The 22,205-nt window shown below is 35.8% G+C and carries 17 protein-coding genes; 5 read left to right on the forward strand and 12 right to left on the reverse strand.

The window, feature by feature from the left end; all coding sequences use genetic code 11:
- Nucleotides 1-31 precede the first annotated feature (31 nt).
- The gene (gene moeA, locus NQT69_RS12295) at nucleotides 32-1,264 is read left to right on the forward strand and encodes a molybdopterin molybdotransferase MoeA (RefSeq protein ID WP_256827957.1); all 1,233 of its coding nucleotides are present in this window, start codon (nucleotides 32-34) and stop codon (nucleotides 1,262-1,264) included.
- Nucleotides 1,265-1,308: 44 nt separating this feature from the next.
- Here the strand turns inward: moeA and NQT69_RS12300 are convergent, their stop codons facing one another.
- From NQT69_RS12300 to NQT69_RS12325, 6 genes are all read right to left on the reverse strand, one after another.
- Nucleotides 1,309-1,764, reverse strand: coding sequence for a thioredoxin family protein (locus NQT69_RS12300; protein ID WP_256827958.1), 456 nt, complete (start codon nucleotides 1,762-1,764; stop codon nucleotides 1,309-1,311).
- A 766-nt stretch (nucleotides 1,765-2,530) separates the two neighbouring features.
- The gene (locus tag NQT69_RS12305) at nucleotides 2,531-3,505 is read right to left on the reverse strand and encodes a transposase (RefSeq protein ID WP_256827959.1); all 975 of its coding nucleotides are present in this window, start codon (nucleotides 3,503-3,505) and stop codon (nucleotides 2,531-2,533) included.
- A 537-nt stretch (nucleotides 3,506-4,042) separates the two neighbouring features.
- Nucleotides 4,043-5,557, reverse strand: a complete 1,515-nt coding sequence (locus NQT69_RS12310; protein WP_306174026.1) for a TniQ family protein — start codon at nucleotides 5,555-5,557, stop codon at nucleotides 4,043-4,045.
- Nucleotides 5,558-5,669: 112 nt separating this feature from the next.
- Nucleotides 5,670-6,593, reverse strand: coding sequence for a TniB family NTP-binding protein (locus NQT69_RS12315; protein ID WP_256827961.1), 924 nt, complete (start codon nucleotides 6,591-6,593; stop codon nucleotides 5,670-5,672).
- A complete protein-coding gene (locus NQT69_RS12320; RefSeq protein WP_256827962.1) occupies nucleotides 6,590-8,605 on the reverse strand; it encodes a DDE-type integrase/transposase/recombinase in 2,016 nt (671 codons plus the stop codon). The genes NQT69_RS12315 and NQT69_RS12320 overlap by 4 nt, the downstream gene beginning before the upstream one ends.
- A complete protein-coding gene (locus NQT69_RS12325; protein ID WP_256827963.1) occupies nucleotides 8,602-9,288 on the reverse strand; it encodes a TnsA endonuclease N-terminal domain-containing protein in 687 nt (228 codons plus the stop codon). Before NQT69_RS12325 ends, NQT69_RS12320 begins: the two co-directional genes overlap by 4 nt.
- Nucleotides 9,289-10,446: 1,158 nt before the next feature.
- Between NQT69_RS12325 and gapS6a the strand changes: the two genes are divergently transcribed.
- The 3 genes from gapS6a to NQT69_RS12340 all read left to right on the forward strand — a co-directional run bounded on the left by gapS6a (nucleotide 10,447) and on the right by NQT69_RS12340 (nucleotide 15,141).
- Nucleotides 10,447-10,806, forward strand: a complete 360-nt coding sequence (gapS6a, locus tag NQT69_RS12330) for a GapS6a family protein (RefSeq protein WP_256827964.1) — start codon at nucleotides 10,447-10,449, stop codon at nucleotides 10,804-10,806.
- Nucleotides 10,807-14,079, forward strand: a complete 3,273-nt coding sequence (gene gapS6b, locus NQT69_RS12335) for a GapS6b family protein (protein WP_256827965.1) — start codon at nucleotides 10,807-10,809, stop codon at nucleotides 14,077-14,079.
- A gap of 354 nt (nucleotides 14,080-14,433) precedes the next feature.
- Complete coding sequence (locus NQT69_RS12340) at nucleotides 14,434-15,141, forward strand: SDR family NAD(P)-dependent oxidoreductase (protein WP_256827966.1); 708 nt, start codon at nucleotides 14,434-14,436, stop codon at nucleotides 15,139-15,141.
- A 390-nt stretch (nucleotides 15,142-15,531) separates the two neighbouring features.
- On the opposite strand, the gene NQT69_RS12345 is transcribed toward NQT69_RS12340, so the two are convergent.
- The 5 genes from NQT69_RS12345 to NQT69_RS12365 all read right to left on the reverse strand — a co-directional run bounded on the left by NQT69_RS12345 (nucleotide 15,532) and on the right by NQT69_RS12365 (nucleotide 19,818).
- Nucleotides 15,532-17,193, reverse strand: coding sequence for a hypothetical protein (locus NQT69_RS12345; protein ID WP_256827967.1), 1,662 nt, complete (start codon nucleotides 17,191-17,193; stop codon nucleotides 15,532-15,534).
- Nucleotides 17,183-17,914: an MBL fold metallo-hydrolase gene (locus NQT69_RS12350; RefSeq protein WP_256827968.1), complete on the reverse strand. Its 732-nt coding sequence runs from the start codon at nucleotides 17,912-17,914 to the stop codon at nucleotides 17,183-17,185. Before NQT69_RS12350 ends, NQT69_RS12345 begins: the two co-directional genes overlap by 11 nt.
- On the reverse strand, nucleotides 17,907-18,146 hold the full coding sequence (locus tag NQT69_RS12355; protein WP_256827969.1) for a hypothetical protein: 240 nt from the start codon (nucleotides 18,144-18,146) through the stop codon (nucleotides 17,907-17,909). Before NQT69_RS12355 ends, NQT69_RS12350 begins: the two co-directional genes overlap by 8 nt.
- A gap of 339 nt (nucleotides 18,147-18,485) precedes the next feature.
- Nucleotides 18,486-19,067 carry an SHOCT domain-containing protein gene (locus NQT69_RS12360; protein WP_256827970.1) on the reverse strand — a complete coding sequence of 194 codons (582 nt, stop codon included), beginning with the start codon at nucleotides 19,065-19,067 and terminating at the stop codon, nucleotides 18,486-18,488.
- Between the two features lie 358 nt (nucleotides 19,068-19,425).
- Complete coding sequence (locus tag NQT69_RS12365) at nucleotides 19,426-19,818, reverse strand: hypothetical protein (protein ID WP_256827971.1); 393 nt, start codon at nucleotides 19,816-19,818, stop codon at nucleotides 19,426-19,428.
- A 666-nt stretch (nucleotides 19,819-20,484) separates the two neighbouring features.
- Here NQT69_RS12365 and NQT69_RS12370 point away from each other — a divergent pair.
- A complete protein-coding gene (locus tag NQT69_RS12370; protein ID WP_256827972.1) occupies nucleotides 20,485-20,982 on the forward strand; it encodes a hypothetical protein in 498 nt (165 codons plus the stop codon).
- Here the strand turns inward: NQT69_RS12370 and NQT69_RS12375 are convergent.
- The gene (locus NQT69_RS12375) at nucleotides 20,979-22,184 is read right to left on the reverse strand and encodes an anhydro-N-acetylmuramic acid kinase (protein ID WP_256827973.1); all 1,206 of its coding nucleotides are present in this window, start codon (nucleotides 22,182-22,184) and stop codon (nucleotides 20,979-20,981) included. The genes NQT69_RS12370 and NQT69_RS12375 overlap by 4 nt on opposite strands.
- Nucleotides 22,185-22,205 lie beyond the last annotated feature (21 nt).

The following is a 22,205-nucleotide window of genomic DNA, read 5'->3' on the forward strand; positions in this document are numbered from 1 at the left end:
AACAAATTAACTACTTTTAAAATGAATATATATGAATGACGCCTGTAATGCACCCGGTTTATTAGCTGTCGATCAAGCCCTTTCCAATATACTTTCTAATATTCATGCCATTACGGACTATGAAAATAAACCCATTGTCGATGCCGTAAACTATGTCTTAGCGGATGATGTTAATGCAACTATGAACGTCCCCATTTGCAATAACTCAGCAATGGATGGTTATGCACTGTGCATAAATGAAGAACAAAACCAATATCAAGTTATTGGCAGCGTTTTTGCTGGGGAGATTTTCACGACCCCTTTGCAGGCCGGTGAATGCGTTCGAATTATGACAGGTGCCGCAATTCCTGAAAATGCCAATGCTGTAGTGATGCAAGAAAAGGTAACCAGAGAAGCTAACTTTATAACTTTAGATGAAACAGTCAGGTTAGGCGATAATATTCGTCTAGCGGGTGAAGACATCAGGAAAAACACTCCCATACTACACCAAGGAAAAAAGCTAAAGCCCGCAGATATTGGACTGCTTGCTTCAATCGGTATTTCACATGTAAACGTAGTAAGACAAGTAACTGTTGTGATTTTTTCTACAGGTAATGAATTAGTTGCCCCAGGTGAGCCTCTGCCCAAAGGGGCAATTTATGAAAGTAACCGGGCTGTACTTATTCCTTACTTACACAGTCATAATTATCACGTTATTGATCTAGGTATTATACCCGATGATCAACAAGCAATTGAAGATGCCTTTCTCCAAGCCGATAAACTTGGCGATGTAGTGATTAGCTCAGGGGGAGTGTCTGTTGGTGAAGCCGACTTTACCAAAGAAGTACTTGATAAAATTGGCAACATTGAATTTTGGAAAATAGCCATGAAACCAGGCAAACCATTTGCATTTGGCAAACTAACTAACAGCCACTTCTTTGGTTTACCTGGAAATCCGGTTTCATCCATGGTTACTTTTATGCAGTTAGTTCTTCCTGCACTAGCAAAATTAAGTGGCCAGCAGCAAGTAAACAATCATAAGTTAACTGCCACAACCACTAAACCAATAAAGAAACGCCCAGGCAGGACAGACTTTCAACGTGCAATAGCGACAATTAATTCAAGCGGCCATTACATAGTTGAACCACTACCTTTTCAAGGCTCAGGGGTGCTGACATCAATGAGTAAAGCAAACTGTTTTATTGTTCTTAATGCGGACTCAGGCTCTTTACCTACAAATTGCAGCGTACAAATTGAACTGTTCGAACAACTCTCAAACAGTTAACAAGACTTGCCCTATCATAAACTAATGCTAGGGCATTCTTTTCGTTAAAACTGGCTCAAATCAACAGCAAGGGATTGCTTAGGCCTTTCAATCATACGGCTCAGCTCTTGACCATTTTCGAATACAATAATCGTAGGGGTGTAACGTAGGTTATGCTCGCTGGCGATTCCATCAGGGTCGCGTTTATCGTAACCCACAGCGATTAGGCTTAGCTTAGCTAATTCAACATTTGCTTTATCAAGTAACTTTAAAAACCTAGGAACTTCACGTTGACTATCGTGACACCAAGTTCCAAACAAGACCAACACCTCTTTACCTGCAAGCTTTTGGATTAATTTGAGTTCATTTTCTGACGGCGCGTAACTTAGGTATTCATCATTAAATTTCGGATATTCTTTAATCAATGCGGTTACAGTGAGTTCACCGCTATAAGGAGCTTGGCTTGCAAAAACAGTACTGCTAAGCAAAAGGGTAATCGTTAATAAAATATATTTCAGCATTATGGCTCTCATTTTTATATCGCTAAACGTTTAGGTTTATTAGATTCTTTAAATATATACATTATTACCCCGCTCTCGATAGGAAGACAGCATAAATAAAATCAAAAAAAAATAAAATGACACCCACTCTAATTTAGATGAGTAATTGTTATTTCTTTTGAGATTTTCCAATATATAGCAAGTTATACTTGAAATTCTATCCTCTGATTACATTTAAATATAATTTTATTGAAGAACGTCAGTATGTAGGCTACGAACCGCAAATTTTTAGCATGTTAATGCCCATTACGTTCGTATAAAAATTAAAGTAAGCTGTTTTACTTGTTGAAATACTAAGCTAGCAGTTTTTCACAATTACTCATATTCGTTCGCCGCTTTCTCTGTAGGTGCTCACAATAGCTTCCATGTGATGCTGGACGCCCTAAAGCAAAAAAAAATAAAATGACACCCACTCTAATTTAGATGAGTAATTGTTATTTCTTTTGAGATTTTCCAATATATAGCAAGTTATACTCGAAATTCTATCCTCTGATTACATTTAAGAAATAAAATGACACCCACTCTAATTTAGGTGAGTAATTGTTATTTCTTTTTAGGCTTTCCAATATATAGCAAGTTATACTCGAAATTCTATCCTCTGGTTACATTTAAATATAATTTAATTGAAGAACGTCAGTATGTAGGCTACGAACCGCAAATTTTTAGCATGTTAATGCCCATTAAGTTCGTATTAAAATTAAAGTAAGATGTTTTACTTGTTGAAATTCTAAGCTAGCAGTTTTTCACAATTACTCATATTCGTTCGTCGCTTTCTCTGTAGGTGCTCACAATAGCTTCCATGTGATGCTGGGCGCCCTACAGCGCCATGAAATACTCGGGTAAATTGAGTTGTTAGTTTTAGCCAATTTTCAAAAGAAATATGGACGCGCTCGAGTAATGGTAATTGTGTTTTTTCAATATAACCTGCTTTACCTACTTGTATACAACGACCTGTAAATTCAACAAGCTCTAGGTAAGATTTGAGTTCGAACGGCAACCCCTTTGTCATATATTGTCTCTTTGAACCTGAAAATCGCATTAATTTATTTGGCTGCTTGCCACTTTTAGCAGTTTCTAAACGCTGTTTTACACTGGTATGTTTTGAGTTCTCTGGTGTTGTCGCTACTTGAGCTCGAATTGGATTTAAATCAACGTACGCCATACATGCCAGCAACGCGGCTTCATCTAATAAGGCTTGAGACTTAAAACGTCCTTCCCAAAAACGGCCCGTGCACTTATCTTCTTTATTCGCTCTACGAGCGATATCTTCATTTAGCATTCGCATAAACCAACTAATACTTGAAAGACGCCCACGATATTCTTTCACCGTTTCTCTTAGAAACACACACTCACTTTCGCTTAACTTTTCACCTAGAAGATATTTATGTGTCAAAACAGTGCCTTTACATAGCTTATGCCAGCGAAGGATGATTGCTTTATCATTAAGTCTATTGGCTTTTTTATCATCTACATACAGCACTATGTGCGTGTGATTGCTCATAACAGCGTAAGCACATACATCAATGCAAAATAGTTTAGCTAAAGCGAGTAATTTATCCTCAACCCAACCCCGGCGATGCTCATACGACCGCCCAGTAAAAAGGTCTTCACCACATAAAAAAGCACGACGTACGCACCTTGAAATACAATGATAATATTTGGTATCAGCTAAACTAATTTGCCGCTTTCTTGCTATAGCCATGTGATAACCCACCATTTAATAGACTATCGATAAATTTAGTACCTAATTTATATCAGTGCAAGTTATAGATCTCTCTTCAGTTATCTATGGGTGTCATCTTAGTAAAGCTCCTCAGTTATCTATGGATGTCATCATAGTAAAGCTTGTCATAGAAACCGCCTAGGTAGCCCTTGCAATATATAACTCTACTCCAGCCTATAAGAAACAAATTCAATTTTGGAATAGAAATTACAAATGTTCTTTCTGTTCCAAAGTTGGAATTTAGATCTATTAACGACGGGGAAATTTTATATCAGTTTCTGATAGGGGATCTTCCAAATTTCTTATTAAACGCTGGAATTTGTCATTTTTACGAAAAGTCTTTGGAATTTAGCGAGCCACAATTTCAATACTTGGTAAATATCAAAAATCAGGCAAAAGAAAAACCAAAACCTTTCGACCTTGGAGTTAACTTAAGTTCATCTTAGCTGAGTTTTTAGGCTTGGTACAATTATTATTTTTAAACGTTGAAGGTAAGGTTACTTTGCGACTTTACATTCACTTTGTTTGAAAAGTGATAACGTCTTTTGAAAGGTCGACTTTCTGTTGATTAAAATGCGTAAATCGTGACTGCAATTGCTGCATACAACAATCATTTAAATCGGCTTTATTATACAAAACAAAGTCGGTCGTTTTCGGGCTCATGTAAATCTGATGAATGGGCTCTACTTTACAGCAACCCGTCACACGTTTTTCACAACTACGTGCCTTTTCAAAGTTTGCTTTTCGATTCAGTATTAAGTAATTACTGACAAAATCGCGTATCGAATCGGCATCAATACGTGACTTATCATTTGTAAGTACTAAGTATCCTTCCGTTATGAGTTTATTTAGCACGTTTGAATTTATTTTTAACATTTTAATCGCATCGCACGCTTTGACATCCCCCATGGACTGCCACTTATTTTTCAGTACTTCCTTAACCCCAGCTTCAGATATTAAAAGATGATTTACATAGCTAACTGTCGTATTAACTTTAAATTGCGAGTCAACCTGCCCCGATACCGCAGCGTCAATTAGCTCTTCAATTGTTAAGTCGAATAAGTCATAAATACCTTTTGGTATATCGCTAATATTAATAAATGACTCTGTTTGTTGAATGTTTAAGCTCGGTACAAACGCTTTCGACAATAGACTTTCAACAACCTGTATATCAAAAAATGACTTGTCCGGTTGTTTACATAAGTACACAGCTGTAAATGTATTTTGCATAGCCATATATATGATAGATTTCATGTGAATGCCTAAGAATTTAGACAACATCACACCGTCTACTTGAAAACTGACGTTATTCACATCAACACCATTATCAAAACGATGTGTTGAAACGTATATAGCAGTATCAAAATCCGCATCGTGATATTTCAGTAAAATCCGTTTCGCCTCACAGACTAAAGTCGTTCCCGAAATAACATTAAATGAATGAATTTGCGCTTTTAGTTCATTAATACCGTAGTGTGTAACAAGTACTCCCATAGTATTAAGGTTTTCTCGATGTGTCAGAATCAACTCTTCCCAGACGTATATAAGCTCTTTGCAACATAAAAGCTTATATACGTCTTCAAACAATGAACGCAGAAACGCAACACTGACCTCTCGGAGTTTGAGCTTTGCAGTGATAAAGTCAAATGGTCTAAAGACATACTCAGCAAACGTCATTAGCTTATTCGCAAATAATTCTCTTTCGCTACAGCTCAAGCTTAGGAGATGCACTTCAAATGACAATAGTGTTTCCTGTTGCTCCTCTTCACATGAGTCCAAAGCAAGCAAGTTAGCAGTGTTAACTAACGAAGTACGATGTACCTCACACACTGTTGTTGACGTATACTGCCACACTGATTTGTGCAACCCATCTTCTTTGACGCATGACGGACACACTTTCAATTCTTTCGAATAGAAATCTGCAAAGCTCGATTTCAAAACTTCAACACTATCTAGTAAGCTATATTGTGCTATATCGCGTTTGACTAGCTCAATGTCGTATAACTTATCCAGATGCTCGCTTGTATACAAATGCCAATAGTACGGCGCACTTAGCTAATTTGATTTAAATAATTTTTGTACACTCGTAAAGCCATAAAAATTTGCAATGACTGAGCAAGCGCCGAATGCCGTTATTGTTGTATTAGATTTCATAATTCACTCCAAGCTCTTTTTTTAGAATCATAAATTTTTTTGAAAACGGGTTTGATTTTCTTTGCTGGTTTACACGTACAGCAGAAGACACATCAACAAAATCTTTTTTTAATACTTCACCTCTATTTTCGCTTTCAGCGTTGTAAATCGCTTTGCGTATCAAGATACTTAACTGTCGTAAGTCGCCATTCGTTACAGCAAAAATAGGTAAATTTATTTCAGGTTTTGTGAAATCGACTTGTGTAAATTGCAGCACCTTATTCAGTGTTAGAAGATAATTCACGAATAACGTGTGATTACTTTTCGTTGATACAGACAGTAACTTTTTCCTGATGATAAGTGAGCAACGCGACGCAAACTGCTCATTAACTTTGAGTAAGTTCATTACTTTAGACGTGCCAGCGAAAATTAAAAATAAGCCAGATTCGTCAACAAGCTCTTTCAAGTAGTCAGCAATTTGTCGCGCAGATTTAACACCCACTTTTTCAACGACTTGTTGAAATTCATCAAAAACAAGTACACGATAATGTTTATTTTTTAATTGCTGGACAATTCGACGACGCAGCTCGACTTCAGAGCCTAGAATAACGCCGGGCTCGCCCATACCTGACAAAATTGAGCGAAAAAGGTCGAGTGGGTTCATGTTTGAGGGTGAACGTATGTAACATGCTTTAGCTAGTAGAGAGTCATTAGTGTCATCAACTGGTTTTGCATTAAAGCGCTTAATAAACGCGTTAACTAACGTTGTTTTACCACTCCCAGAATCGCCAACAATAACGCAGCAGCTGCCTACCTCAAGGGTTAATACTTGCTCAGATTCTTGCAGCAAATCGTTGAGCTCTTGCGCATTATCAGCGCATTGAACTGTCTTTTCAAAAAGCATGGCAGCTTTCGTTTTTAAAGACTCACTCACAGCTCTCCTCCTGCGTGAAACTCATCATCACTCACAGACAAATCATCATATTCGACAGACGAATTAAGCGAAGCTAAAATCAATTCTTGCGCGCTAGGTGCATTAACATCAATAACTTTAGTATTATCGACTTTAGAATTAGTTGGCTGCTTTCTGCCTGTTTCAAGCTCCTTTTTCTCAGCTTCTTTTGCTTTGGCTTTTTTAAAGTTTCCTAGGCCATTATTTTTGCCGCCTTCAGTTTCATAATGCAGACGCTCACCCTTCGGGTCATCTCCGTATTGAGTTTTACGTGCAGTATCAAGCTCAGCTTGCTGAAAACCAGCTCCCTCATGATGATTCATCTCGCGCAATGGCACGATAAATGTGTCATTTTCATGTTTCACAACAACGCTGCGCGTGTCGATTTTACTGTAAAAACATTCGACTGTTTTAACGCCAGACGCGCTGAGCTCTTTCAGTTCTGAGCTGACATATTGCTCATTGTTCAGCTTTATTGAGCCATTTCCATACAGCGTAAGCGAGTGACGATAGCATCCACGAAATTCAGACAAACCTTTGTTTTCATGTGGAAAAGTCTGGAGCCAAGGCTGTTTGCTAATCTTGCTTTTCCAAACAGCATTAGGCGTGCGATCGTTTAGTCCGCCATGCGCTGAATCCATATAGAAATCACATATAAAACGTTCAAACTCATCGATGAACTCCTTACGTGTCATAGATGAATGTAACTCAGCAGTTTCCGTAGGCTCTAAGTGACGATTATTTATACGCGTTTTAGAACCAATGTAGCCGGGCAACTTTTTCAAACATTCACGGCGCAACGTATTGAAAAAACTTTCAATAAAGGGTTTGCTTTGCGGTTCACCAGCACGCACAACGATGGGTTTTATACCCATATTCAATGCAAAACGCTTATACGCATTACCTTTCGTGGCCGTAGTTGCATCAGTGTAAATCGCCACAGGTATGCCGCTTGCAACCCATTGAGGGTTAGCTTTTGGTGTGATAACACTTTTCAAGCATTCAACTGCTAAATCAGCTGACTCAGATACTTTTTTTCCAACATCGATTGAATAACCAAGGATATTGCGAGTACATGTATCAATAGCAACCATCATTACAATAGTTCCCAAATAAGTTCCCAATTTTTCACCCGTCTTTGGACACTTTCCTGACTTGGTACGCACTCCAAGATTTATGTAGATAGCATCCATTTCAACTCTTTCGAGTGGGTTTTCTGCTACATATTGACGACCTAATTGATAACGCTGATTTTTTACTTCTGCTTTACTGAGATTCTTTTCATTCACAAACTGCGACTTCATCGCATTAAAACGACGATAAATCGTATCGACAGAAGGAATAACGGGGTACAACGCAGGCTCTTCTTTGTGCAATTTTGACAACTTAGTTCGTATCAGACTCGCAATTTCATTGACTGATTTTGCAGTCTCATCACTGCGCACAAAGTAGTGGTTACAGAAACAGTCGTAAATTTCATCATCCGTTTCCGCTGTCAGTCGCGATGTATTTTTACTCTCGTGATAACCGCGATTAATTAAAGAGCGGATATCACCTTGGCTATCTAAATACGCTTTTATCTTCGCTTGACATGTACTACGTGAATAAACTTTTGATTTATACTCCTCCCATTTAAATACTTGCCTCGTTTCATCAACATTGTTATTTGAAGTAAAGTTTTTAGGGTGTATTTCAAGATGCAACACCACAAAGTCACTCCACATATCAAGTGCCACCAACTGATTTTCAGTCAATAGTTTGTTAGTCAATATCTCTGAAGTATTCTCATACAATAAAGCTTCACTATTCACTAATTTGTCAACAAGTTCAGACTGCGATATTGAGTTAACATCTGCCTTGTCTACTGTCTGGTTTTCATCATCAAACCGTGAGTAAAAAATTGTATTACCGAGTTGCTCCTGTGCTATTGAACGAACAACATAAGACGTCTCGGACATTTTAAACTTCGCCCCTTGTGAGATTAAAGCACTCATCTAGCCTCCTTGTAAATATTACTTGTTATAACCGTTTCATTACAAATAACAGAAGAAACATCCATTTTTACATATTCTTTAAAAACAAAGTAAAAAATCAAATCTCGATTCAAGTTTAAGCTGTCGCATATCTCAAGTGCAGATTGCAGTGAAAGCTCGCGAGGCAACACATCAAGTAAGTAATTTACTACCTCGTCATCGACACAGCCTAACGCATGCGCATTTCGCATTATCATATTTAAATTCGACAATTCAGTGCGAGACGGTAAGTGTTTTTCTGTCATCACAACAAACTCAAAACCTAACTTTTTAAACGCTTCCCCAATCAATTTATGTAAACGTTTCGTCTCATCATTCATTGCGTCCTCAACTTTAACTTCAACAACAAAAACATTACCAAAACAATCGATTGTAGAGAAGTCGGGTGTGTACAGCCTCTTTTTTTCATCATCCAAGTAGCTGATTGAAAATGGCTGGCTTTTCACAAATTTGATATTCGAGTCAAACTCAAAAAGCAACGCAAAATTTGATTCGTTCCGCGATTCAAAAAAGTGCGGACTTGTGTCTTTGTTAGTAGGTGAAAGACCACTTATGTTGCATCGACTAAAGCGTTGAAGTTTACGACGCATGTCATTTTTGCGATAAGCGTCATCTATGTCTGACAAATCAAATTTCATAGTCATACTGAATACCCCCTTAATTGAATTACAAGTTTAGATTCAGTTATAGTGACGTCAAATATGATTTAATCAAGAAAAAATAGATTTATTTGAGCGCTTAAGATGAAAAAATCAAAGTAAGCTACAAAAAAAGATAAATTAAAGGTTAAGACATTGATTTAAATATGTATAAATACACACAAAATAAATAGTTGACATAATAACTTTATAGCGATTTGATATAATAAAAATGGGTTTAGAGGAATAAAATCTAACAACAGCATGCTAACGAGTCTAAAAAGTTAGTAAAGAAAAAACGTATTTAACCCCTTAAAGGTACAAAATACCGACTACTCAGCTTTCTTCAACAAGCTATAAGCAAGTGAAAAACAGCTCGCTTTATGTGCGACGGTTTTATATTTGAGCTATAAAGAAGGTTATCCATCACAATATATATGGATATGACACGTTCAATTGTGAATTTAGAATCAACAGAATCAGCACTGGTAGCTTTAAAAGCGTTCTTTAACGTTATGGCGCAGTGGCGCGTTAATGAAGACAAGCAACTATTTTGCTTCGTAAACCTGATTACTTAACATTTGAGAGATGGGAAAGAGGTAACGTATAAATGCTAACCAGTAATGCTCTGGAACGCATTCCTTATGCGCTTGATATTTCTAAAAATTTAGGAATACTATTTCCTGAAAGAGCCCAAGCTAATAGATGGCCTCACAAGCCAAACGACGCTTTTGATGGACTTTAATCACTAGATTACTATTGCTAGGGCAAACAGTAAATTTGCGCGAAGTAAGACATTATTTAGATGCTCAGCTGTGATTCAATCAAACCTTACAGTCATGTGCGCCATACGCGGACATTATAACTAACTCGTTTATGCTCCAAAATGATTTAGGCGACACTCTGCTTTGCGCTAAGGCTGAAGTAGACTCTAACCAATTATAGGAAAACCCTGAGTTAATCTAGAGGGTTTTGAGCGAGGGCTGGTTATGGACACAATTGTTGAGGCAAGAATAAACTTCCCGGAAATGTTTAAGGGTAATCTGGTTGATTAATAATTGACTTTTGAATTTGATTAATTGGTACATATGTATTGTAATGTATACTTAACCACAACAAACAGTTAGTTAAGCTAAGAATAACTAGAAATTATTAAGGAAAAAGATGGAATTTTTAACTGCTTCGATGCTATCTGGGCTAATTTATGATGGCGTAAAGGAAGGCGCTTCTATTGGTTTTGATTTATTAAAACGTAAATTAAAAAATTGGCTCATAGATGATTCTGAAATTGAAAAAATTGCGGAGTTGTTGATTGATGCGGGTATTAACGAAGACTTAGCACCTCACGCAATTGAACGAAAAATTACAGAACATCAAGAGTTAAATGAGTTCCTTAAAACTATCGAATACTCTGGCGATGTTGTTAATGTTACGCAAAACACCAATACAGGCCACAATGTTTACAGTGCAGGAAGTGGTAATGTAAGCATTGGTGATATAGTCGTCAATAAAGGAAATAGCTGATTGATTAAAGAGCGGTCTGTAAATCAAAAAACAGAAATAGGGCATAACATAATTGCTGAAGATGGCTCTTCGGTAGAAATTGTAAATCTTCATATAACTAGTTTGTCTTCAGACGGACTAGAAACATTTATTAAAGAGTTTTCTAGATTAGTGACTCATAGGTGTTGGTCTAAAGCTTTAAACTTTATAGAAAGTTTAAAAACTGTAGAGAAGTTAGATTCAGAATGTAAAGATTTACTCAAAGTTCTTGAGTTTAATCTTCACGCGGCTCAAGGCAATTCTTTCGATATAATTCCTGAACTATTTTTGGAGTTAATTGAAAGTGAGCGCTCTACTCCTCTTGTTAAAGATATTGTCGAAGCTTCGTATTTGCACTTTTTAAGTAAAACCTCTTCGGAAAGAGCTATAAAGAGATACAAATCGAGTAAGGTTGCTACGAATTTATCTAGGGAAACTTATTTTGAAAAGCTAGCCCCTATAGAAGAGCTTAACGAGCAAATATCCAAAGGGACTGTTGGAATTAGAGAGCAAACGTTATGCTCTTATGTAAGATGTGCTTTAAGACTTGGCGAGTTAGAACTAGCTCTCGATCTAGCCAAAGAATTAGTACTTGAACATCCGAACCAAAATAGCACGGTTCTAAACCTACTTTGCAGTGCATACAATGTTCATAATTTGATTGGTACTAAGCATTTTTGGATGATAGACCAGTCTCGAATGGACTTACTCGTTGAGACAATAGAATCCGTAAAAGCTCTCTCTTCAAAAATTAATGATGGGAGAGTATTTCAAGCAGCAGCCGTTTTACTAGCTACAACATGGTTTCAGAACGTAGATCTAACGGAGCTTTGTGATAAGCACATTGAAGAAGCTGAAAAAGCCATCCCAGACATTAGAACGCGTCTTCAAACTAATATTCCAGTTAATACTAAACCTAGCAATAAACTCCGCGCTCAAAGTATTCAGGACATAAACGAAGATGATTTTGTACAACTATCAACGGCTTATTTCAAAGGAGGTATTAATAAAAGGCAGGTCAAGAGATGGTTAGACAAAGGCGGTAACGTATCGGCCTCTAAACCTCAAATCAAGCAATTTATTGAAATTGTTTTAAGTGCCATTGCATTCGAACCGACTGATTTAAGAGATAAACAGACATTATCAGATAATCTTGAAAAATATTTAGTTGAATATAAAGAAATTACGCAAGAGATCCACCCCCTAGCACTTTATCAACTCTGTCTAAGTTTGAATCAAATGGGGCTAAACTATCAAGTAACAAAGATTATAGAGCCATTGCTTCCTCAAAAGCCTTGGGCTTCGCCAATCATAGATGCTTATTCAGAAGCATTGCTAAACTCTGAGCAATTTGAAAAATTAGACTCGTTTCTTGCAAATATGGATAGTGAACAGGATAGCTATAGAATAGCTGCTGTGCGAATCTCAAGGGAGTTTTTATTATTTAAATTTGAAAATGCCAACGTACTAATTCAAAAGTCATTAGCTAGGTATCCACGATCAAGCTACTTTTGGACTTTGCTAATTCAAAATAGCATTAAGGTTGGATTACCAGAGAGTGATATTGAAAAAACTATACATGAAATTCCAACGAGTCTGTTTTATAGTTACTCATATGAGAAATTACAACTAGTTCAATCTATCTCTATGATAGATGTTGCTTTTGCCGAGTCAATTTTGTTGGAGTGGTTTATCGATGATCCGGCAGGTATCGCAACCCACTTAACTAATATTCATTTTGGAACTTTAGATAAATCAGACAAACGTATAGAGCGAAGCTACCCCTCTGATCGTTGTATTGCAGCCGTAACTTATAGAAAAGGTAAAAATCAATTTACTAAGCTGTTGGTGGAAGGTTGTGAAACAAATGAGTACCTATTAGATGTTGAGAGTCCTCTGGGTGAAATGTTGCTTGAAATGGATACTGGTGAGTCGAATGAGTTAGACGTGGAGACAGTAATCTTAATAGAAAAACTACCTCCAATTGTTGGTGCATTCAGGATCTCTTTAGATATCAGGTCTACTATCAATGCTGGTAATGACTGCTTTTACCAATTGACGTTTAATGAGCAGGAAGGAATCGATGGAATATTAAAACAAATAGATGTTTTCTCAGAGCAAAAACAGTTAATTGAGCCACATATTGATGGGCGGTTGATACCTCTTTTAATGAGGATAAATCGTTCTTTTAAGAGCGATATAGTTAAAGGCGCATTTATATATTTAAGTGATAAGGAAAGTAATAAGTATCTTGATTTGTTTTCAGAGGGAGAGGCCATAGATGATAAATTAGTGTTAGATGCACTTTCTTTAGTATATTTCAGTTATACAGGCTTGGCTTCTGCGCTTAAAGAATCAAATATAAAAGTATATGTTTCAGGAGAAACAAAAGGAATAGTCCTTGCTTGGCTTGAACAAATGGGACGAGAGGACTATCTATCTATTGGCAAAGTCGATGGCAATTATTTTAAAACGACTTCTGAAGATGTTTCTAAAGACCAAAATGTTCAATCACTTAGAGAGCTGATTGAATACTGTGAAGAACTAACACCAATTTCTTTTAACGTACCAGAGTCTTTGCTGAAAATTAAAGACATTTTGGATATTTCACATTATTCCTCTGTAAAGCTCTCTGTTTCTCATGGTATCCCTATTTTCTGTTTAGATACTTTTTTCTGTAATTATTATAGAGCACTTGAACTACCAATCACCAATGTTTATCAGTTGCTCTTAAGGGTTAAAAAATACGCTGTGGGTATTGAAGAGAGGTTAGCAAAATGTAATGTATTTTCAGGCCTAAGGGTGCCCATTTCTCACACGGATGTAATAAATCTATGTAGATCAAATGAAACTGGGCAATTCTTAGCTGCTAAGATATTAAAGATGAACCCAAACTCTTTTCACTCACCCGAAATTGCGCTTCAAGTTTTAACAGAGTGTTGTATCAAGGCAATTTGCACAGCTTATATAGGTAGGTTTAAAAGCCTAGATTTGTCTGAGTGGAAGTTCACTGAAAATATTGTATATGCTTGTTGTAGCTCAGGAATGCAATGTCTAGAAGGGAAATACTCAGAAAGTAAATTTGCCCAACTAATTGTAGAAATTACGTTTAGATTAATAGGTCTAAATGATGTTAAAAAGCTTGTTATGGAGCTGTTTAGGCGATTTGCTAAAGGTCATTTTCTGGATATTCAAGCTATTGATGAAGAGATAAAAAGACTTGGATTATTAAGACAAAATCAACAAGGAAAATAATAGCTAATCCAAAAGATTCAATACAACTTTAGCAACTTAAATTCACTGAATGATAACTTTATCGCTAAATACAGAATTGTGTTTAGCTCTTTCAGGAATAGTAACGAGTCAGTTAGGGTGATTGTTTAAGGCACGAAAAAGTATTTCGAACAAAAATTGTTGGCTATTATAATTGTGCAGCGAAGCGAAACAGCCAACTGTTTTTGTTCCGTTTAAAGCGCTTGTTATAGCGCTGATTTTAAACGTAATCTTCACAATAATGGATTCTATCATATGTATAAAACCACGATTTGTAACTTGTAAGCTCACTCAACCTTTCACCGAAACCACTTTAAACTTAACAAAGAGATAAAAATGAGAACTGTTTTGATCACAGGAACAAGTCGGCGTCTAGGTAGGTACTTAACCGATTTTTATCTGAGCAAAAATTACAGTGTGATATCTATTTCACGAAGTGATTTAGTTTTTTCTGGGCTCCATACTGATTCACATTTAGAACATTTTAAAATAGAAAATTATGATGCTAATACAGCAATTTTTGTTGGAAACCAAATTGTTGAAAAGTATCCAAGTATAGATTTAGTTATACATAACGCTTCTATATTTAAAAGTGACGAAGAGTGTTCTGAAAATTTGATTGATTCTTATACCAAGATGATAGATGTACATATGTTATTCCCAAGTATGTTAAACAGGGCTCTAGTACCGTCACTTAAAGAGAGTGAAAACTCTAATATTATCCATATTACAGATATTTTCGCTGAAAACCCTAGTACTAAATTTTCGTATTATAGCTCTACAAAATCGGGATTAGAAAGTTTAACAAAAAGTTTAGCTAATAAATATGCCCCAAATATACGTGTAAATAGTATCCAGCCGGGACCAATAAAGTTTTTATCGCAGCATAGTGACGATGAAAAAATTGAAGTACTTAATGAAACTTTAATTAAAACAGAGGGGGGGTTCAAACCTATTTTAGATACCATTGAATTTATTTTCGATAATACCTTTATTACAGGAGCTGCAATAAAGGTTGATGGTGGAAGGTCCCTTAATAGGTAATGAGGAGCATATAAATTTATTTTTTCCTTTCAGTACTTCAACCTCATAAGGTTCAAGAGTATCAGTGATAATTCCTAGATCGAAATTGTCGCTCTTTGCAAGAATATCTAAATCTGCAACTCTGTCCTTGAGTGATGCCATCGGATCGTTTTTATCCCTTCCTAGGCTTTCTTCAATTTCAGTCAATTTTAACTTAACAAAATTAATATCGAGGTGTGACTTTAGAACCGCTAGTGAATTTAAAAATTTGAGCTCGTATCTAAGTTAATAGCTTTAGTGTAGACAAAAGGATATAAGTATATCTCACCAAAATATTTACAGAGATTTTCTATAATTAATATAGCGTTTTTTCAGGAACGATATTTGTACCAATAGAGATATAATAATAAGTCATCTTAATAGCTTTCTAATGTACGCGCCGATAAATACAGTAATGAATAAGATACCAATGGCTGTTTCAAAAGTAACAATACTAGTCACTAAACTATCAGGTTTAAAGTCAATCCATTTACCAAAAAAACTCCCTAGAAAGCTTTGCGAACTTAATGATATTGAAGCTAAAACCCCCATTTTAGGTTCAATAAAGAAATAGATAGCAGAAAATAACAGAATAACAATTAAAGATGATAGAGTTATATTTGTTAACCTCACCCCCCAACCGAATACGACACCAAAAACAAATTTTTTAAACTTATTTGTTGTGAAGTAGTCTCTCATAAAATAAAAGGCTTCGTCTTCATGATCTAACTGACCACTATCAGAAAACCAATGTTTTAATGAACAATACTGTTCAGCAGCGGATTTATGTTCTGTAGTATCAATTATTTTAAATTTCTTTGGGCTGAAAAAGTGTAAATTCTCATTCGAATAAATGGATTCTAATGGGTGCATTAAAAAACGGCTTGATGTGAATTTTAGGAGGTTAATAGTTGTAGTATCAGATAGTTGATTATCTTCCATATAAGTTACTTCGCTAACAGCACTACCAAACAATGATATATTGCCTAAAATATCATTATTTTCTATCTTTAGGTGCCTGCCAATACTTGTATCTTCAAGGGTGAAAGCTTTGTTATCTACTATAGATGGATTTGTATTTATAAGATTATGACTTAACTCGAAGTCGTAGCAAATAGATGCTGAGCATATATCAATTAAGCGAGTATTTATATTAGCTATTTTCAGGAAGTCTACATACAACTCACATATTCTTATTGCTTTTTCTACTTTTATACCATCAATTATTAACTTGTTACATATCTTAGTTGAATTTGCTTTTTCGTATTCGTAAATCTCGCAACCAATGAAAAGTGACCCAATAGTGGAATATTTAGTTTCTTTAGAGTCTTGATGGGATAATATTTGGAATTCATTGTTAAAAGTTCCACCGATAGACATTATATTATAAACAGTCATCTCATTGAGCCAGATTAAGTCATCACCTCCTTTAACTCCCAGATCAATATACAGGCTATTACAAGTGACTCCTCTTAATGAAACACCTCCAGCTCCTGAAAAATCACAAGACTCCATATGAATATTACCTTCAACAAGAGAGTTCCTTAGGCTGAAATGTTGGTGGAATTCACAGTTTGGAAACCATAAATTTTTATAAAACTGACACGATATCATCCTAAAATTTGATTTAAAAATACAGTTAATAAAACAAATTTCTCTAGTAAAGATAGTTTTATCTATCTCTATTGATGTAAACGTACAGTCGATGAAAATTACAGGAGAAATATGCTGTTTGGATATAATATTTAAAAGATCATCCTGACTGAATTTTTCTTTTTCATATACCTCCGTATGTGAAGGGCTTTTATCTGTGGAATTAAAGTCTTCAAGGCAATAACCTCTTGCTATTCCATCAGGGCTATGAAGGCTTGCTTTTGACTCGAATACAGTACCTTTATCTAAAGATCTTACTTCTAATTTTTTTAATTCGTGCCAATAGATAAATCCAATAGCATTATCTGTTTGGACAATGCTAAATCGATTATTTTTGTTATCGAAATAGATATTTGTAAATCTCTTTCTATCAAAATTCAAAAATATCTCCTTCTTTAACGAAGCCTTTAAAGTATTTATTTACTTTTTCTTCAAATTCCAACCAGTTATCTTCGTAGCTCATTAGGTACATCTTTTCTAGCGTTTCTTTATCATATGAAATTAAAATAGAATCTAGAGTTGCATGAACTGGATTGTAATCAGAAAGGGTTACATCATGGAAACATACTTCAAAGGTATGTTTTTTAATTTGTTCTGGGATAGGAGTAGTATCCGTAGTGTATAATATTTTATTACCAATACAAATCCCATATGCGGGCTTATTTGGTGTGTGTTTTACAGCAAAAGTCTGAATTTCTATACCTTGGAACTTAAAACTATCATTTTTTATAAATTTAACATCAAAAAAAGTTTCTAATGTAGCTTCTCCTTCACCTATCTTTGACATAGAACCTTTAAGTGTCTGATCCCATAGCTCTTTATAGAGTTCTTCTTTTATATAAAGAGCTGGCCTATATTTATACTTGAATAAACATTCGTATCCAATTCGCTCTAAACCAAATACATGATCTCCATGAACATGAGAAATATATATAGAGTCTACATCTGACACATCGAGCTCTTGATTGAAAAGGGCTTTTTTGATTGTGTAACCGCAGTCTATTAGCAGTAATTTATTATTCACTATTAGCGCTGCATTATTGTTTAAATTATAAACAGATTCGGAATGGCCGCAGCCAAGTATTTGAAGCCTGTTATTCATAGATGTAAACTAATAAGTCTGTATATCTTTCGATGAAAATATAGCCCGAAGTTCCATTGTGTATATCAATGTATGGAATAGGCGCTTCCATAAAAGTTTTATCAGAGTGAGTTTCCTTGAGGCTTTCTATACATTTATACAAAAGCTCCCAATCTAATATCTTTATATTTGACTGCTCACTTATTTTTTTAAGCAATAGTTCAGGTAACTCTCTAATTTCAATCGATTTCACTTGTAACCGTCCAATTTAATAAAGTACTTTATAGTCTTATATCAAGATAACAGATCAAATTTAGTTAGTGAAGATATGTGAGCATTATAGTTAAGTCATCAGCTAATTTCTCTATAGATACAGAGAGTCGGATAACTGTCCTGTAATTTATCTTTAAATATGGGTGTAGTGGCATATTGTAGGTTGACCAACAATTTATCTCTAACTCTCTTTCTTTTTGCATTGCGTTCCATAGAGTGCGAGCAGACACCAAAAGTTCATGTGATTTGTTATGTCAATAAGCTGGTAAGCTGGTGTCTCTTGGCGTAGATTAAACTGCTTATTGTAAAAGTTCATTTTTTAATTTCGCTTCAAAAGCTTGGCTCTCGCCTCGTTAAACTCTTCTTCAGAGATGTGTCCATCTTCTTTGAGCTTCGCCCATTTTGTCAATTCGTCAGCAACAGAGTATTGCTTCAATTTTTCTCCTTTGATTATGTCCACCTCTGAGAGGCTTATTGAGTCCTTGTCTGATTTAGGTTTTGTTGAAAATATTCCGTTAACCTCTACCCAATCTTTATGTCTATTCATGGGGGAATAAAATAAAACCTGAACAACAACCAAATAGGCAAAAGCAATTCCAGCAAGTATTAACGAACCAAAGAATTCATCATCACTATAACTTCTACCTTTAACAAGGTATTCATTACCCCAATAAATAGAACTCAGAGCACAACCAATGAGTGCTAGCCATGTATAGCCCTTAAAGTTTTTAACTGCTGTATCAATGCTGGAGAAGTCCTGATTCTTCTTCATCATATAAATTCCAAAGGCTAAAAATAAGGTTGGAATTACCCCAAAGAGAAAAACTATTGATGGCGCCATAAGAAGCGAAAAAATTAGTAGCTTACCTTGGTCGTTGCTACTCATAGGTTGGTTTTGCAAAGCACTCTCCTTTTGAAATATAATAACTTTATCAGAGGACACTTTTCCCTATTTTAGTGCGAAAACGTCCTTATCTTGTGAACGTATATTAATAGCAAATAGTGTAAGTTATTGCCAGCTATGAATGTTATGCTTCCTGTAGTATATATAAAGATGTAAAAAAAATGAGAGTTTCCTCTTATTATTACTAAACTAATGACGACTCACCTGAATGACCGGTTTTCGCTCTTAGCCGAACTTCGTAAAAGTGCCACTTGCAGACATTAGTAACGCGTTGCTAGGCAACTAGAATTTGTGTGAAAAGTATGCTTAAGTGCTTTCTGTATACTTTAGCCTTGTTGTTATGTGACTTTTCGCTTTAGCTCGAACTGTCCTTTACACACTTATCGAATTGTAAACTCCAGATCATTTCACTTGTATTACCTTGTAAACTTATCGCTTTACTAATAGAGTCTATTTCAATCTTTTTAAGAAGCTTTAAAGTAACTTTCTCCGCAGCATCTTTAGTTATTTTTTTCTGATTTTTAATAGCAACAACCATAGATGAGGCATCTTTAGAGGTTGCTTTATTGAGTTCTTCTATTGAAGTTGCAACAGCTATCGACTTTTTAAGGAGTGTTAACTCACTTAAAGGTAATTCGGATAGCTTCCGAATAGAGTCTATATGGACTTGGCAAAATAAGTATTCGTCAACATCGGCAATTGAACTAAAACTTAAAAAAACTGTGATTAATGAAAATAAAGTTTTCAATTTTCTCCTCCCTGATAAAATTACTTAATAATTTATTGAACACCATTTTGGTGGTTTATAACACACCGAAACGGCGTATATTATATACTCTAATAATTTCACTAATAATTACCTTTGTAAACGAGTGACTAAAATAGCTATAAATTAAACTTGTTTTTTGAACCCAAACGGCGGTTCATAATATTATCGGACAAAATTAGGCACCTACTCAAAAAAGCAGGAATAAATTTAACTTTTCAGTGTCCGGTTATCGCTCAAACCAGCCTTACAAATTTTAAAATCCAAAGCTCTCATTAACAACATCGCGCATAAATGTAGAGCACTTTCGATATTGTATTAATTGCAAAAAAAGATATAGTACGTGTACAGAGCTTTTGGATCAGCAACTTCATGTTTCAGCATGTTAGTAGTTCAATACAGGGATTCCAAGCCCTATCAGAAAAACCCAAATAGGGAACGCCATTACCTCCTCTGTAGCCATTGCTGTATATGGCTCTGCATTCCAGCCTTGTAAGAAACCATTCCAATTTTGGATCAGAAAGAACAAACAAAATTGGAATTTACCTCAATAAACTATGTTTATTTATTGCCCAGTCATAATTTTGCAATCTAACTAATGGATAATTTCTATCCGATTTAACTTATCACTAAAAGACGACTGAATTCATGAGTGCTCCATTGGTGCGATTAAACTTTGCACTGCAATCAATTGAAGATCCATTATCTGCCGCCATGGCTCATACAATGGAATATGATACTTTGTACTTGTTTGCAAATGAGAAACACGAGATCAATCTGATCTGTATTCTCCCTGAGGATGCTCATGAAGGTGATATAATTTCATTAAATGCAACGCATTTACTTGCCAGAGACGCACGCTATTCGGTAGAGCATACTTTAACACTTACCGAAATCGAAACTGGTTATGTGCAATTAGTTTTAACGCAAATTGGATTTTGTGATGACAGCAATGAATATGTTTTACAATTAATGTTACACGGCCGCCATGCAACATTAAAAGACAGTGCTGAGTTTGATGTGTTAATGACACCTCATGAAAATGGTTACATAACACCTAATATTACAGCAGCAACAAGTAGCAAAAGTCACTCATTGCGCCAATACCTAACAAGTTTTAGCAGCTCGTTTTTATCATTATTCTAATCTGCAAAACTCACTTTACCCATAGTGACATTTGGAATTCCTTGCTCAGGATTGCCAAAACGGCTTTGCCCACCAGCCAAGCATTCATTAGCAAGAATAGCAAATAACACGGCTTCTTTTGCATCTGGGTCAATACCTAATGAATAGGTGTTTTTAATTTCAGTTAACTCAGGGCAAAGCGCTAAAATATGTTGCATCAATAAAGGGTTATGAATTCCACCGCCGCTAGCATAAACCATTACGTTATCTAACTTTTTACTACAGTCATTAATTGCATTAGCTATTACCTGCGCCGAAAAACGATTCAATGTCGCCATTATATCTTCATGTGTTAGGTCTGTGGTACCGCTTGCTTGCTGCGCATCGACTAAGTATTGCAAATTGAATACTTCGGGCCCTGTAGTTTTTGGAAAAGATAAATTGAAAAACGAGTTATCACACAGTTGGTCTAATAATGCTTGATTTATATCGCCTTGGCTTGCTACTTGACTGTCTTTGTCATAACCCAGAGGTTTAAAGTAACGCTGAATATAGGCGTCCATAATCGTGTTACCCGGCCCTATGTCAGAACTAAATACTGCGCTTGCATCTGCCGATTTTGGTAAAAAGGTTAAATTAGCTATCCCCCCCATATTGAGTAATATGCGATTTTCGTTACTACTGGTAAAAAATAAGTAATCGCCATACACCGCAAGAGGAGCGCCTTCGCCACCAGCAGCTATGTGTTTTTGTCTAAAATCACCTATCGTAGTTATTCCTGTCGTAACCGCTAAATGGTCACTATCACCTATTTGTAAAGTTGCGTCACCAAAATCTTCGCGGCCATGCTGGTTTTTGGGGCAGTGATAGATTGTTTGTCCGTGACTAGCAATAACATCAACCTCCGTGGCGGCCACTTGCCATTTTGCTAAGCATTGATTCACCATATTGCCGTGCAACTTACCTACCCAAGGGTGAAGTAAGGTTACCAACTCCAAATCGCATTCAGGTTTTGCAAAGACTTCTTTTATTTTTTGTTTATAGTCATCATCATAATCAACTGTTTCAAATGCCAGTAACGCTATTTTGGTATCCATTCCTTGGCCTGATATTTCACACAGGGCAACATCTAAACCATCTAAAGAAGTCCCACTCATCAGACCAATTATTAATTTTCGTTGCTTTTTCGCACTTTCATAAAGTCGCTGTATATGCTGGTGCATAAATTTTACCTTCTAAATCAA

The sequence above is a fragment of the Pseudoalteromonas shioyasakiensis genome, from assembly GCF_024518675.1.
GTDB lineage: Bacteria > Pseudomonadota > Gammaproteobacteria > Enterobacterales > Alteromonadaceae > Pseudoalteromonas > Pseudoalteromonas shioyasakiensis_B.